Raw genomic sequence first — 12,361 nt, 5'->3', positions numbered from 1 at the left:
GCCACTAGCGCACGCGTCGGAAGAAGAAGACATATTTGCCATCTTCCTCGTGGGCATCGAGGAGCTCATTCCCAGTCTGGCGTGCCCACGCTTCCATGTCGGCAGGCGCACCGGGATCGGTCGCGATCACTTTCAGCACCTGACCGATCGCGATCTCCTTGATCGCTTTGGAAGTCCGGATGACCGGAAGCGGACAGAGTAGACCGCTGCAATCGAGCACCCGGTCCGGCTGCAACACGTCCGCCATGCCGTCGTCTCCTCTGCTTGCACCCTACTCGGGTACAGTACCCCTCATCTGCCCCAAACCCAACAGTGGGATTCGCCCTCAGTATATCAGCTGACTGGTCAACCGTCAACGGGTTTCCTCTTGATCCGACCACTCGTGCCGTGCACTCGCGCCCCGCTCCGGCTCGAGTGGTCACGCGCCGTCGGTCCAGTCGTCACCGAACGGCAGCTGCATCGGCCGACTTTCGCGCGCCGTGCGCTCCTCGCCTTCCGCCACGCTTTGGCGATGTTGAGATCCATGATGCGAAGACAGTCTCACAGCACCCTCATCCCAGACGGCCGGCATGCAGCGGACGATTCCTAGCCACTCGACAGGGGGCGCGGGCCGTCGCCCCGACCCGTCGGGCTATCGATCCGGTACGCGCTCGGGTCCGGCTTGTACGGGCGCAGCATCCAGATGGGGCGACGTGTCCCGTCTGGCCCCGGCGCTGGACGCGTCAGGGCCAGCCAGCGCCGGTAGACTTCCATCGATTTCCTGGTGTCGACGACGACGTCGCCGTACCGGTCGTCCGGACCGGCCTTGACCACGCGGACTTTCTGGTGCCAACAGTGCTGTCCGCTGATCGGATCAGGCTGCACCGGAAAGGTCAAGTTCTGGTGCACACCCGCATCGCTCCAGAAGACGAGTTGCGAGTCGGGATCCTCGCTCGCGAACGGACGCACTCCCGCTCGCTGTCGCAAGCGGTAGCGGCCGTCCGGCAAGCGTTCGATGTCGACCAATGCTGTCGACCATCGCTCGCCGCCCGTCCCCTCGGCGAGGCGCCAGCGTCCCAGGTGATGCGAACAGGCTGCCACCCCTGGTCGGATCGCTTCTGTCACCCATACCCGATCGACGAAGTAGCCGATCTCCGTTTCCACCCGCACCAGGTCGCCGGTCTGCACGCCGATCCGCTCGGCATCGCTCGGATGCAGCCACAAGGGGTTGGAGTGGGTGAGTTCGTTGAGCCACTTGGCGTTGCCGGAGCGGGTATGGATCAGCGTGGGCACGCGGAAGTTCGGGAGGAGCACCATCTCACCCGCTGCGTGATCGAGCTGACTGGGGCCGACATGGCTCTCGATGGTGCAGGGAACAGCGTACTCCGGCCAGCCCCACTCCCACAGCGTCCGGGAGAAGAATTCGAGCTTCCCCGAGGGGGTCGGGAATCCGCGCTTCGGCTCGCCATCGACCATGACGCCTGCCCAACGTCCCTGCGGACCCGGTGGCACCCCTGGTACGGGAACGATGTTGCTGGTCGGTGGCGCGGGGGCTGTCGTCCAGATTCGTCCACTTTCGGGATCCACCCACGATTGCGCCATCTCCTCCGCCGGAACCGGGTCCTCGTATTGCCGATACCGCTGCTTCTCGAGTTCGAACGCGCCGTACCGGCGCATGTACTGGAGGGGCGTGAGCCCTTCCGCTGCCGCTGCTTCCGGCAGCCCCGGCACGGAATGTTCGAAGATCCATCGGTAGTATTCGTCCACGGTGATTCGCTCACCTGGCCGGTAGGGTGACTCGTAGAACCGCCGGATGCCGAGCGAGCCGTCCGGATCGATGCGCCAGGAGAGCTCGATCCAAAACTCGTTCTCCTCCCACACCTCACCGGGGTTCGCTTCGTAGGTCGTCCGCACCGGCTGACCGAGCTTCTCCCGCGCGACTCGCAGAACGGGCTGACGGAAGCCGATCCAGCGGGCGGCGTGCGTCTCGTAGGAATGCGTGTCGTGCCGCTCCGGCGCGTGGCCCATCGGTAACACGTAGTCCGCGTACCATGCCGTCTCGCTCCAGATCGGGGTGAGGCAGGCGTGCAGTTCGATGAGCGACTCGTCCTGCAGCACTTCGAGCCAGGTAAAGCCGTCAGGGTTCGTCCAGACCGGGTTGTAGACCCGCGTGAAGTAGACCGCGAGTTTCCCTCGCCCCTCTTTCAAGAAGTGGGGCAGGAGAAAACTCATCTCGTGGTGAGCGAGTGGGTACTCCTTGGGCCAGGTCAGCTCGTTCCAGACCTTCTGGCGTGGCGGTTCAGCGAACGGTCGCGGTACGTGCTTATCCCAAATATTGGGTTGTGTACCGCCCGGCGTCCCGACGCTGCCGGTCAGGACGTTGAGGAAGAAGAGCGCCCGGGGGACTGTCCAACCACCGAGGTGCGCTGCCGCAGCTGCGCGCCAGTTGTGGGTCGAGACAGCCGGTGCAGCACGTGCCAGCTCCCGCGCCAGCTCGACGATCGTCGTTGCCGGTATGCCGCTGAGTTGCTCGGCGGCCTCGGGCGTGTAGCGTGCGTAGAGTTCCTTCAAGCGAGTCACGAACTCCTCGAAGGTAACGGGACAACCCGGATGGACCACGCGCAGATACTCGTCCCAGTTCGTCCACCGGCGTACGAACTCCCGGTCGAACCAGTCTTCCTGGATGAGGACGTTGGCAATGGCCAGGAGCACGAAAGCCTCGGTTCCCGGTGCAGCCGGGAGCCAGTAGTCCGCCATGGCTGCAGTATTGGAGAGCCGCGGATCCATCACGGCGAGCTTGGCCCCGCGCTGCTTCGCCTCCATGATGCGTTGGGCATGCGGGTTGAAGTAGTGACCGCTCTCCAGATGCGCGCTCACCAAGAAGATGAAGCGCGCATTGGCGTGATCGGGCGATGGGCGGTCTGCTCCCATCCAGACGGCGTAGCCGAACCGCCCTCCGGAGGAGCAGACGTTGGTATGGGAGTTGTGCCCATCGACACCCCACGACCAGAGCACGCGCTCCATGAAGCCGTCTTCGCCGGGCCGTCCCACGTGATACATCACTTCGTTCTGGCGCCCCTCGATCAGCGCCTGCCGAATGCGGCTCGCGATATCGTCCAGAACCTCGTCCCAGCTGACCCGTTGCCACTGGCCGGAGCCACGCGGTCCCACGCGACGGAGCGGGTAGAGGATGCGGTCGGGATCCTTCACTTGATTGATGGTCGCCGGGCCCTTGGCGCAGTTGCGTCCGCGGCTTCCGGGGTGGAAGGGGTGTCCCTCCAGCTTGCGGATGTCCAGCGTTTCCTTGTCGACGTAGGCGAGGAGGCCGCAGGCAGCTTCGCAGTTGAAGCAGACGGTCGGGATCAGAAAGTAGCGCCGCACGCGGCCGTCCGGCCCCCGTTCTTCCCAGTCGTCCCACCGCTCCGGTGGCGGATAGCTCGCCAGCCCGCTCGTGCGCTCGGCAACGAACGGTTCGCGCACCGCCCGCTGTTCGCCTGCCCGCGTCGTCCCGGTCACGCTCGGTTCACTGAGCATAGCTGCCTCCCTAGCTCAATGGCACGTCCTGACCGGCTGCGACCCAGATTCGCTCGTAACTCCAGAGACCGACGAGCGCTGCCACCGCCGCGATCGTTCCCCAGACCGTCAGATCACCAGCTGCCCACCCCAGTGCGAGCGCGAGCGTCGGGACGAGGACGCCGACACTCACGCCGAGACCGAGCAGCTCCACCCGGTACGGGCCGTGCGTCAACAGGTGCGCCGCCTTGGCGACGTGCAGGTTGGGGTGCGGCAGCAGGAGTTCGCTGGCGACGAGTACCGCCAAGGTCAGCAAGCCAGCGAGTGTCGCGAGAGCCAACCAGCGTTGTTGCTCGTACGGGCTGCCGGCGATATTCGTCAGAAGCAGCAGTACCGCGCCTCCCGCAACGGCAGCCTGGGCCAGGAGGGCTGGGAACAAGAGCGGGCTCTGCCAGAAGTCCCGGCCCTCTGCTTGGCCGAACAAGAACGCTGTATATCCCGCTGCCGCGATCCCACCCGGCAAAGCGAGCCAGGCGAGCGCGCGCTGGGCTCCTGTCCATCCGAACAGCGACGCCACCGCCCAGGCGAATGCCAGGGCACCAGCGACCAGCAAGATGTACCCACCCCAGACGAGCCAGCTGCGGGGATTGGGCTTGAGGAGGAGATACCAGAACCGCTCCGGTCGCTTGAGGTCCCAGATCAGCAGGAGTGCGGTCAGGGCGAGGAAGACCATCGCGATCACGGGCGCTCCGAGCGACAGCGCGAGCTGGTCGTGCAACAGCCCGGCAGCGAGGAACGGCCCACCGAGACCGAGCGCACCGCTCGCGATCGACTTCGTCCAGAGGTAACTGGCCACCTTCCAGCCCCAGGGCTTGGGATGCCAGACGTCGTAGACGACCCGAGCGTCCGCCGGCCCGGGGAGATACTCCGCGGAGCGAACCGCCTCCGGTGGCCGGTCATCGGGCCTCACCTCGGCCCAGAGGTAGCTCGTGGGACGCGTTTGGACTTCGGGTGTCAAGTTCGCCTCATCGGCCCCGAGGTAGAAGAGCTTGGGCCGTGTTCCCTGCTCCGGCTTGCGCACGGTTACCGGCTCGCGAGCGACCAGCTGATGGATCTCGCTGGTCGGATCGTCGAGGTCGCCTGCGATGATTGCCTTCTCGGGACAGACGACGACACACGCTGGTAACAGGCCCTGGTCGACCCGGTGACTGCAGTAGTTGCACTTGGCGGCCGTGTTCGTGAGGGGATCGATGTAGATGGCGTCGTACGGGCAGGCTTGCATGCACGACTTGCAGCCGATACAGCGCTGGGGATCGAAGTCGACGATGCCGTCCGGGCGGCGAAACAGTGCCTTGGTCGGGCAGATAGTGACGCATGGAGCGTCATCGCAGTGGTTGCACCGAAGGACGGTGAAAGAGCGGCGTGTGTGCGGAAACGTTCCCTTTTCGACATACTTCACCCACGTCCGGTAGACCCCGAGGGGAACGAGGTTCTCGGACTTACAGGCGACGGTACACGCATGACACCCGATGCACTTGCGCTGGTCGATGACGAAGCCGTACCGCGCCACCGGTTCCCCCTTCTCATCGTCCGCCCCGCATCACTGCCTTCAGCACCCGGGCGAGTTGCTGCGGTGCTGGTGGTGTCCCATCGAGAAAGCAGCGCTCGAGCATCGCTTGCACGAGTTCGGCGCACAGACTATCGGTCGCCGCGCGCATCGCCACGAGTTGCTGCACGACATCGACGCATTCCCGGCCTTCCTCGATCATGCGCGCGATACCACGGGCTTGCCCTTCGATGCGTCGCAAGCGCTCGAGGAGGTCCGTCCGCGTCATCTCGTCGAGCTGAGCGATCGAAGTCATCAGCTCTCCTTTCCCGATACTCAACCCGGGTACAGTCACACGGTAACACGGTCTTCGGACAGCTGTCAATCCTCCTCCTCGAGCATCTGCTGAACGGCTACCGAGCCAGAGCCACGATGAGCGTCTTCGTCCCCTGTGCATCCGATTATCTCGGTTTCGTGAGGGGGCCAGCGAGAGGCTGCGAGGGAATCGCTCAGCGCACGCGATAAGCTAACAGCAAGGAACACGGCGACGCGGTCAGGCACCGAGCGTCGGAGTGCCAGTACCGCGACTACTCGATCGTCTCAGTGCACCTCTGGGCAGCAGCAACGTCGCGCGAGCGCCGCGAGCAACGTGAAGGGAGTGTTGCATGCAATCGAACGAAATCACACGCATCACCGAACGCGTGTTGTCCCGCCTCGATCTGCTCAACACTGCCCGTGAGCGGGCGCTCGCCGAGACGCGCCAGATCACCCGGCTGAGCGCCAACGCGGTGCGCGCGGTTCACCGCGGCCAGTTCTCGGAAGCGGAGGCGCTGCTGGAAGAAGCGCGCCGGATCAAGGATGCCCTCACTGCGCACCTCGCGGACTACCCTTCGATCTACTGGTCCGGTTACGTGCAGGACGCGCACAAGGAGTTCGCCGAAGCCAGCTTGACGCTCGCCCTGGTAGCAGGGCGACCACTACCGGGACCGGAGACGCTCCAGGTGGAGGATGCCGTCTATCTCAACGCGCTCGGCGAAGCGTGCGGTGAGCTGCGTCGTCACATCCTCGATGTCATTCGCACTGGCGACCTCGAGCGCGCAGAGGCGATCCTGGCCGTCATGGACGAAATCTACGGGGTGCTCGTGCAGGTCGACTATCCGGACGCGGTAACGAACGGCCTGCGCCGGACGACCGATATGGTCCGCGGGGTATTGGAACGGACGCGCGGCGACCTCACGTTGGCGGTCGAGCACCAGAAGCTGAACGACGCCTTGGCCCGCGCTCGGCGGGCTTTCGGCCTCACCGAGGCGGGCCAGTCGAGCTGATCGCACCGCGGCTCAGGCGACGCCGCGGAGCAGCTTTTCGCACTCTTCCTTGTGACGAGTCTCGTCGGAGATGATCTCCTGGAGGTCGTTCGCCAGGCCGTAGTCGCCGAACTCCTCGGCCTGCTTCATCCGCTCGACGTAGTTCTGGATCGTCCGCTCCTCGGCCTCGAGGACGCGCTCGATCATCTCGCGGTTCGAGCTGGCTTTCGGAACCGGCAGTGGCTCGTCCACCGGGACACCGCCGAGCGCGGTGATCTTGTTGGCGAGGAACAGCGCGTGACGCAGCTCGTCCTGAATCTCCTTCTCGAAGAACTCGGCCAGCTCGATCCGGTCGACACCAGTCGCTGCAGCCGCGTAGTGGATGTACATGATGATCGCCTGGAATTCGCCTGCCAGATCGCGGTTCAGACCGTCGATCAGCGTCTTCTTGTCCATGAGCTCTCTCCTTCCCTGTGAGCCGACGCCGCCAGTATAGCTGAGCGAGCGTCACGTCGCTGCTGCTGTCGCGCGCTCGGGCTGCCAGCGCAGGTCGAGCTCGCGGTTCGCCCGCACGTCGTCCAGTCGCTTGTAGAACGTGGTGTGCGGTGCCTGGCGCACGAACTCCGGGTCGCGTTCGACCTCTTCCGCGATCTGCCGCATCGCCGCGACGAAACGGTCGAGCGTTTCCAGGCTTTCCGTCTCGGTCGGCTCGATCATGAGCGCCTCGGGCACGATGAGCGGGAAGGCGACGGTGGGTGGATGGAGTCCGAAATCGAGGAGCCGCTTCGCGATATCCATCGCACGCACGCCGTGCCGCTTTTGGCGGACGGCCGAGAGCACGAACTCGTGCATGCAGGTGCGTTCGTACGGCACCTCGTAGACGTCGCGCAGGCGAGCCAAGAGGTAGTTGGCAGCGAGGACGGCATCCTCGCTCACGCGACGGAGCCCTTCCGCCCCGTGCATGCGGATATAGGCCCAGGCGCGGATGTGCATGCCGACGTTGCCGTGGAACGAATGAATCTTGCCGATCGATCGCTCCGGCCAGTGCCAGGTGTATTCGGGATCCTCACCAGGCCGCCGGACGACGACCGGACCGGGCAGGAAATCGGCCAGGTGCGCTTTGACACCGACCGGGCCACTGCCTGGCCCACCGCCCCCATGCGGTGTCGAGAACGTCTTGTGCAGGTTGAAGTGCATGATGTCGACACCGAAGTCGCCGGGGCGAGCGATCCCGAGCAACGCGTTGAAGTTGGCGCCATCGTTGTAGACCAGCCCGCCGACGCTGTGGATCAGGTCGACGATCTCCGTGATGTTCTCGTCCCATAACCCGAGCGTATTGGGGTTGGTGATCATGATGGCTGCGGTATCCGGACCGACGAGCTGTCGCAGCTGGTCGATATCGACATTGCCGCGAGCGTCGGACTTGACCTCGACGACACGGAAGCCGGCCATCGCGGCCGTTGCCGGGTTCGTGCCGTGGGCCGAGTCGGGGATGATCACGGTGCGGCGCTGGTGCTCACCACGCGCGTCGAAGTAGGCCCGTGCGATCAGGATGCCGGTGAGTTCGCCGTGGGCTCCGGCAGCGGGTTGCAGCGAGACGGCGTCGAACCCAGCGATCTCGGCGAGAAACTGCTGCAACTCGTACATGACCTGCATGATCCCTTGTACGGTTCGTGGATCCTGCAAGGGGTGCAGGTGGGCGAAACCGGGCAAGCGAGCCACGACCTCGTTGATCTTCGGGTTGTACTTCATCGTGCAGGAGCCGAGCGGGTAGAAATCGATATCGACCGCATGGTTGAGCTGCGAAAGCCGCGTGAAGTGCCGGACGACATCGATCTCGCTGACTTCGGGAAGCGGGAGGTCGTCCCGCAGGTGTGCTTCCGGCAACGGTGCTTCGGGTACATCGAGTTCGGGCACACTGGTCCCTCGTCGACCCGGTTTCGAGAGTTCGAAAATGAGCGGCTCGACGCGCATGTACCTGTCCTCCTCCGCGAGTTCCCAGCCTAGCCGGTAGCCTAGCATGTCCCGAGGCGTCCAGCAATCAGGGACACCGTGCCGGAAGCGAAGCGGTCGTTCAGTGTGCCGCCGGAGTCCGACTGGTTGTCGGGCGGGGTGCTAGAATCGGCGTGAGCGAGCGGAGCAGCGTGGAGTCGAAACAGTGGCGGACGAGCGCGCGATCTACGGTGGCCAGGCAGTCCTCGAGGGCGTGATGATGCGCGGTGTCCGCCATCTGGCGACGGCGGTGCGCTTGCCGGATGGGCGCATCGCCGTCTGGGAGCAGCCGCTCGACCCTGAGCGCTGGACAGTGCGCGTCCGCGGTATCCCGTTCGTCCGTGGTGTGTTCGCGCTCTGGGAAACGCTTGTCCTCGGCGTGCGGGCGCTCGTTTTTTCGGCTCATGTGGCGATGCGTTACGATCCGGAGCTCCAGAACGCACCTGGTGAAGCGCCCTCGGCGAGCTCGCTCCGCGGTCTCCTCTGGGGCACCGTCGCGCTCTCGCTCGCGCTCTCGGTCGGGCTCTTCTTCCTGCTTCCGCTCGGCCTGGCGAGCGTCGTGGCCCGGTGGGTGAGCACCGGCTGGGCGATCCACCTGGTCGAGGGGACACTCCGGCTCGGCATACTGCTCGGATATCTGGCGCTCATCGGTCGCACGCCGGACATCGCGCGGGTCTTCGGCTATCACGGGGCCGAGCACAAGACGATCCACGCCTGGGAGCGCGGTGCGCCGCTCACGGTTGAGGGAGCACGACCGTTCAGCGTGTTGCACCCGCGGTGTGGCACCGGTTTCCTCCTCATCGTCGTCGCCCTCTCGGTCATCGTCTTCGCCTTTCTCGGCTGGCCGTCTCTGCTCTGGCGGGTCGTCTCGCGGGTCGCCTTGATCCCGGTGATCGCTGCGCTGGCCTACGAGGTGATCCGGCTGGGGGCGCGCTGGTATCGATTGTGGCCAGTACGAGCGCTCCTGTGGCCGAGTCTGGCGCTCCAGCGCCTGACGACCCGCGAGCCGGACGATGCGATGCTCGAGACGGCGGTGGTCGCGCTCCACCGGGTTCTGGTCGCCGAGGGGCACACCGTTCCGGCACCGGAGATCGGACGTCCAGTGATCATGGTCGATGGTCTCGGTGCGGAGCGTTCCCGCGAGGTTCCGGTCGGGAGAGAGGCAGGGGAATGAGTACGAGCGCGAAGCTCTGGGGCGGACGGTTCCAGAAGCCGACCCATGAACTCGTCGATCAGCTCAATGCGTCGCTACCGTTCGACCAGCGTCTGGCCCACCACGACATCCTCGGGTCGCTCGCGCACGTCACGATGCTGGCGCGGCAGGGGATCGTTCCCCTGGAAGACGCGCGAGCGATCGCCCAGGGCCTGCGAACGATCTTGCGGGAGATCGAGGAGCAGCGGTTCACTTTTCGCCTTACTGACGAGGACATCCACCTCAGCGTCGAGCGACGGCTCCGCGAACTGATCGGCCCGGCTGCTGGCCGGCTCCATACGGCACGCAGCCGCAACGACCAGGTCGCCCTCGACTTCCGGCTCTGGCTGCGCGACACCATCCTCGATATCGCGGCGGGGATCGTCGAGACGGCTCGGGCGCTGCTCGACGTGGCCGAGGCGCACCACGATGTCGTCATGCCGGGTTATACCCACCTGCAGCGGGCACAACCAGTGCTGCTCGCGCATCACCTGCATGCCTACGTGACGATGCTCGATCGCGACCTCGCCCGGCTGCGGGAACTCTATGGGCGCGTCAACCGGTCGCCGCTCGGCTCCGGTGCGCTCGCTGGCGTGCCGTACCCGATCGATCGGGAACTGGTCGCTGCGCTCCTGGCGATGGACGGGATTCTGGAGAACAGCATCGACGCGGTTTCTGACCGCGACTTCGCCCTGGAGTTCCTGGCGGTTCTGGCGATCCTCATGGCTCACCTGTCGCGGTTGGCGGAGGAGCTCGTACTCTGGTCGAGCAGCGAGTTCGGCTTCATCGAGTTCGACGACGCGTTCGCGACTGGTTCCTCGATCATGCCGCAGAAGAAGAATCCGGATGTCGCCGAACTCCTGCGCGGCAAGAGCGGACGCGTGTTCGGGCACCTCATCGGTCTGCTCGCGGTCGTCAAGGGGCTTCCGCTCGCGTACAACAAGGATCTGCAGGAAGACAAGGAGGGCGTCTTCGACGCTGCCGACACCGTGAGCCTGCTCCTGCGTGTGTTGCCACCGATGCTGAGGACGATGCGCATCGATCGAGAGCGGATGGCGCTGGCAGCTGAGGCGAACTTCACGCTGGCGACCGATGTGGCGGATGCGCTCGTCCGGGCTGGGGTGCCGTTCCGCGAGGCGCACGAGGTCGTCGGGCGGATGGTCGCCTACTGTCTCGCGAGCGGAAAGACGTTCGCGGATCTCGACCGGGACGAACTGGAACGCTTCCACCCGCAGCTCGCCGCGATCGCCCTCCCGCGTACGGCGTGGGACGCCATTCGGTCGCGTGAGCATCCCGGTGGAACCGGGACGCAGCATGTCGCCAGCGCGCTCAGGGTGAGTCGCCAGCGACTCGACGAGGCCAGCGAGTGGATCACGAGACAGCGGGAGCGTGTCGAGCAGGCATTCCGGCGCCTCCTGAGCGAGGAACTGCCATGACGAGCGTCGAGCCGGAGGCGCGATCCGTCGACCGAGAGCGCATCCGCGTCGAACCGGTGCGGACGAGCGAGGAACTCGAACTCGTTTACGCGATCCGGAGCGAGGTCTTCGATCGCGAGCAGCACCTCACGACCTGGGTGCGCGACTATCCCGAGGATTCGCGGAGTCTCAACGTCCTCGCCTGGCTCGACGGCGAGGCGGTCGGTACCGGCCGTGTCTCGCTGTGGGGTGACGAGGCGCAGATCGCCTGGGTCGCTGTGCGTCGTCCGTACCGGGGCCGCGGGATAGGGCGCGCGATCATGGAGCATCTGCTGCGCTGGGGCCAGGAGCGAGGTGCCCGCGTCGCGACGCTCAATGCCCAGACGCATGCGCTGGAGTTTTACCGCAAGCTCGGTTTTCGTCCGATCGGACGTCCGTTCTTCATGGCCCATATCGAGCACCAGCTCATGGAACGCGAGCTGCAGCCTCGTGCGGAAGGAGGAGCGACATGACGACCGCACGGCAACCGATTCTGCTCCAGAAGAAGCCGGAGTGGTTCCGCGTCCGGCGCGAGCACGGGCCGAACTATCTCGAGCTGCGTCGCCTCGTCCTCCAGGAGGGTCTCCATACCGTCTGCCAGGAGGCACGGTGCCCGAACATCTACGAATGCTGGAACCAGCGGACGGCGACCTTCATGATCCTCGGTGACCGGTGCACCCGGGCCTGCCGCTTCTGCAATGTCCGCTGGGGCCGTAGCGGTACTGTCGACCTGGACGAACCGCGCCGCGTAGCCGACGCAGTCGAGCGGCTCGGTCTTGACTTCGCGGTGATCACGTCGGTCAACCGGGACGACCTGCCCGATGGTGGCGCGAGCATTTTCGCGGCCACTATCCGCGAGATCCGCACCCGCATCCCTTCGTGCGGCATCGAGGTGCTCATCCCGGACTTCCAGGGCAACTGGGATGCCCTGCGCATCGTGGTCGAAGCCAAGCCAGAGGTCATCGCACACAACATGGAAACGGTGCCTCGGCTCTTCCGGCAGATTCAACCGTGGGACGACTACGGCCGCAGCCTCGAGCTGTTCCGCCAGGTGCGCGCGATGGATCCGACGATCGCCCTCAAGTCCGGCCTCATCGTCGGTATGGGGGAAACGTGGGACGAGGTGTTGGCGGTGATGCGCGACCTGCGCGCGGTCGGGGTCGAGATCCTGACGATCGGCCAGTACCTGCCGCCCACGCCGCGACACTATCCGCTCGATCGCTACTACACGCTCGAGGAGTTCGAGGCGCTCCGACGGATCGGCGAGGAGGAGCTCGGCTACGTCTACGTGGAGTCGGGCCCCCTGGTGCGCTCGTCGTATCATGCGAAAGAGCAGTACGAACGGTACCGCCTGCGACGGCTCGGGGCACGAGCGGGATGA

At 65.4% G+C, this 12,361-nt stretch carries 11 protein-coding genes; 5 read left to right on the top strand and 6 right to left on the bottom strand.

What is annotated here, in order from left to right:
- Positions 1 to 4: 4 nt before the first annotated feature.
- The 4 genes from OO015_RS04570 to OO015_RS04555 form a co-directional block, all read right to left on the bottom strand.
- Entirely contained in the window at positions 5 to 247 is a 243-nt protein-coding gene (locus OO015_RS04570; protein ID WP_265940050.1) for a sulfurtransferase TusA family protein, read from the bottom strand.
- Between the two features lie 338 nt (positions 248 to 585).
- Positions 586 to 3,513, bottom strand: a complete 2,928-nt coding sequence (locus OO015_RS04565; protein WP_265940049.1) for a molybdopterin-dependent oxidoreductase — start codon at positions 3,511 to 3,513, stop codon at positions 586 to 588.
- A gap of 10 nt (positions 3,514 to 3,523) precedes the next feature.
- Positions 3,524 to 5,062: a 4Fe-4S dicluster domain-containing protein gene (locus OO015_RS04560; protein ID WP_265940048.1), complete on the bottom strand. Its 1,539-nt coding sequence runs from the start codon at positions 5,060 to 5,062 to the stop codon at positions 3,524 to 3,526.
- A 13-nt stretch (positions 5,063 to 5,075) separates the two neighbouring features.
- Entirely contained in the window at positions 5,076 to 5,354 is a 279-nt protein-coding gene (locus tag OO015_RS04555; protein ID WP_265940047.1) for a metal-sensitive transcriptional regulator, read from the bottom strand.
- A gap of 349 nt (positions 5,355 to 5,703) precedes the next feature.
- On the opposite strand from OO015_RS04555, the gene OO015_RS04550 reads away from it, so the two are divergent.
- On the top strand, positions 5,704 to 6,363 hold the full coding sequence (locus tag OO015_RS04550) for a haloacid dehalogenase (RefSeq protein WP_265940046.1): 660 nt from the start codon (positions 5,704 to 5,706) through the stop codon (positions 6,361 to 6,363).
- Between the two features lie 12 nt (positions 6,364 to 6,375).
- Here OO015_RS04550 and OO015_RS04545 read toward each other — a convergent pair whose 3' ends face one another.
- Complete coding sequence (locus OO015_RS04545) at positions 6,376 to 6,798, bottom strand: ferritin-like domain-containing protein (protein ID WP_265940045.1); 423 nt, start codon at positions 6,796 to 6,798, stop codon at positions 6,376 to 6,378.
- A gap of 51 nt (positions 6,799 to 6,849) precedes the next feature.
- Positions 6,850 to 8,316 carry an aminomethyl-transferring glycine dehydrogenase subunit GcvPB gene (gene gcvPB, locus OO015_RS04540; RefSeq protein ID WP_265940044.1) on the bottom strand — a complete coding sequence of 489 codons (1,467 nt, stop codon included), beginning with the start codon at positions 8,314 to 8,316 and terminating at the stop codon, positions 6,850 to 6,852.
- A 184-nt stretch (positions 8,317 to 8,500) separates the two neighbouring features.
- Between gcvPB and OO015_RS04535 the strand changes: the two genes are divergently transcribed.
- The 4 genes from OO015_RS04535 to lipA are packed head-to-tail and all read left to right on the top strand — an operon-like array spanning position 8,501 to position 12,361.
- Entirely contained in the window at positions 8,501 to 9,508 is a 1,008-nt protein-coding gene (locus tag OO015_RS04535) for a DUF1385 domain-containing protein (RefSeq protein WP_265940043.1), read from the top strand.
- Positions 9,505 to 10,962, top strand: a complete 1,458-nt coding sequence (gene argH, locus OO015_RS04530; protein WP_265940042.1) for an argininosuccinate lyase — start codon at positions 9,505 to 9,507, stop codon at positions 10,960 to 10,962. The genes OO015_RS04535 and argH overlap by 4 nt, the downstream gene beginning before the upstream one ends.
- Complete coding sequence (locus OO015_RS04525) at positions 10,959 to 11,453, top strand: GNAT family N-acetyltransferase (protein WP_265940041.1); 495 nt, start codon at positions 10,959 to 10,961, stop codon at positions 11,451 to 11,453. The genes argH and OO015_RS04525 overlap by 4 nt, the downstream gene beginning before the upstream one ends.
- Positions 11,450 to 12,361 (top strand): lipoyl synthase, encoded by a 912-nt coding sequence (gene lipA, locus OO015_RS04520; protein WP_265940040.1) that lies wholly within the window; start codon positions 11,450 to 11,452, stop codon positions 12,359 to 12,361. The genes OO015_RS04525 and lipA overlap by 4 nt, the downstream gene beginning before the upstream one ends.

Source organism: Thermomicrobium sp. 4228-Ro (genome assembly GCF_026241205.1).
GTDB lineage: Bacteria > Chloroflexota > Chloroflexia > Thermomicrobiales > Thermomicrobiaceae > Thermomicrobium.
The sequence above is the reverse complement of the archived record's forward strand: the minus strand, read 5'-3'. Positions and strand labels throughout refer to the sequence as shown.

Bases quoted from the DNA above. Each gene is read 5' to 3' on its own strand.
- OO015_RS04570 (WP_265940050.1), bottom strand. From the start codon at position 247: ATGGCGGACGTGTTGCAGCCGGACCGGGTGCTCGATTGCAGCGGTCTA.
- OO015_RS04565 (WP_265940049.1), bottom strand. From the start codon at position 3,513: ATGCTCAGTGAACCGAGCGTGACCGGGACGACGCGGGCAGGCGAACAG.
- OO015_RS04555 (WP_265940047.1), bottom strand. From the start codon at position 5,354: ATGACTTCGATCGCTCAGCTCGACGAGATGACGCGGACGGACCTCCTC.
- OO015_RS04550 (WP_265940046.1), top strand. From the start codon at position 5,704: ATGCAATCGAACGAAATCACACGCATCACCGAACGCGTGTTGTCCCGC.
- OO015_RS04545 (WP_265940045.1), bottom strand. From the start codon at position 6,798: ATGGACAAGAAGACGCTGATCGACGGTCTGAACCGCGATCTGGCAGGC.
- gcvPB (WP_265940044.1), bottom strand. From the start codon at position 8,316: ATGCGCGTCGAGCCGCTCATTTTCGAACTCTCGAAACCGGGTCGACGA.
- argH (WP_265940042.1), top strand. From the start codon at position 9,505: ATGAGTACGAGCGCGAAGCTCTGGGGCGGACGGTTCCAGAAGCCGACC.
- OO015_RS04525 (WP_265940041.1), top strand. From the start codon at position 10,959: ATGACGAGCGTCGAGCCGGAGGCGCGATCCGTCGACCGAGAGCGCATC.
- lipA (WP_265940040.1), top strand. From the start codon at position 11,450: ATGACGACCGCACGGCAACCGATTCTGCTCCAGAAGAAGCCGGAGTGG.